This window comes from Mesorhizobium sp. M7A.F.Ca.CA.002.09.1.1, assembly GCF_003998555.1.
Taxonomy (GTDB): Bacteria; Pseudomonadota; Alphaproteobacteria; order Rhizobiales; family Rhizobiaceae; genus Mesorhizobium; species Mesorhizobium ciceri.
The window spans coordinates 1-1,567 of the sequence record NZ_RZRR01001101.1 but is presented as its reverse complement, the minus strand read 5'-3'; the positions used below and the strand labels follow the sequence as shown (position 1 = coordinate 1,567).

General features: G+C 63.7%; 1 protein-coding gene. It reads left to right on the top strand.

What is annotated here, in order from left to right; all coding sequences use genetic code 11:
* A partial coding sequence (locus tag EN994_RS30645) for a DEAD/DEAH box helicase (RefSeq protein WP_164746386.1) occupies nt 1–1,382 on the top strand: 1,382 nt, incomplete at its 5' end.
* Nucleotides 1,383–1,567 lie beyond the last annotated feature (185 nt).

Sequence of the window (1,567 nt, the reverse complement as noted above, 5' to 3'; positions counted from 1 at the left end):
CCCGCCTCGAAAACGGCCGGGCCCGCGCCCGTATGCCGCGCACACTGATCCTGGAGCCGACGCGCGAACTCGCCGCGCAGGTCGAAGAGAATTTCATCCGATATGGCAAGAACCACAAGCTCAACATCGCGCTCCTGATCGGCGGTGTCTCATTCGACGAACAGAACAAGAAGCTGGAGCGCGGCGTCGACGTGCTGATCGCGACGCCCGGCCGCCTGCTCGATCACCGCGAGCGCGGCAAGCTGTTGCTCAATGGCGTCGAGATCCTCGTCATCGACGAAGCCGACCGCATGCTCGACATGGGCTTCATTCCCGACATCGAGCGCATCTGCGAGATGATCCCGTTCACCAGGCAGACGCTGTTCTTCTCGGCGACGATGCCGCCGGAAATCACCAAGCTGACCGAGAAATTCCTGCATGCGCCGGTGCGCGTCGAGGTCTCGAAGGCCGCGTCCGCCGCCACCAACATCACCCAGCGGCTGGTCAAATCAGGCTCCAAGCCGTGGGACAAGCGCGAGACGCTGCGCAACCTGATCAAGGCCGAAGATGCCGAACTGAAGAACGCCATCATCTTCTGCAACCGCAAGGTCGAAGTGTCGGAACTGTTCCGCTCGCTGCTGAAGTATGATTTCGACGCCGGTGCGCTGCATGGCGACATGGACCAGCGCGCGCGCATGCAGATGCTGGCCAATTTCCGCGACGGCAAGCTGCGCTACCTCGTCGCTTCCGACGTCGCCGCGCGCGGCTTGGACATCCCCGACGTCAGCCATGTCTTCAACTATGACGTGCCGATCCATGCCGAGGATTATGTCCACCGTATCGGCCGTACCGGCCGCGCCGGACGCTCCGGAAAATCCTTCACCATCGCGACCAAGTCGGACACCAAATACATCGACGCCATCGAGCGGCTGATCGGCAACAAGATCGAATGGCATGACGGCGACTTGTCGACGGTGGTTGCCAGCGAAGGCGGCGAGGACGATGCTCCGCGCCGTGGCAAGGGCGCACCGCGCCGCGCCGGTCGCAAGGACGACGACCGCAGCAGGGAAAAGGGCGGCGAGCGCAAACCGCGCGAACGCCACGCCAAGCGCAGCGAAGACACGGCACCGGAAACAGTCCGCGAGGACCAGCCGGCGGCCGAGGTCGCAGCGGCAGCCGCCGACGTCGGCGAACGGCGCTCGCGCAAGGAAGCGATCCGTTCGGAAAACACCGAGCGCAAATCGTCCGATCGCAACGAACAGCGCGCACCGGAACGCGGCGATACCCGGCCGCAGCGAGACAACAGCCGCCCTGCCCGCCAACGTCACCAGGAAGACAACGATTCCACCGTTGGCTTCGGCGATGACATGCCGGCCTTCATGCGGATCGTCGCCAAGGTCTGATCCCGACCGCTTCGAAGGCAAGCCAGCCATCCGGCTTGCCTTCTCGGTAGAGCTCCAGCCTGGTTCGCCCGTTACATCGGCCCAGGCATCATCTTGGTCGGTTTTTCCAGCATCGGAAACTCGGCCTTCGAGCATTTCACGTTCGGGTTCGTCGGACTGAACATGCCGTTCGGATTGTCCCCGAG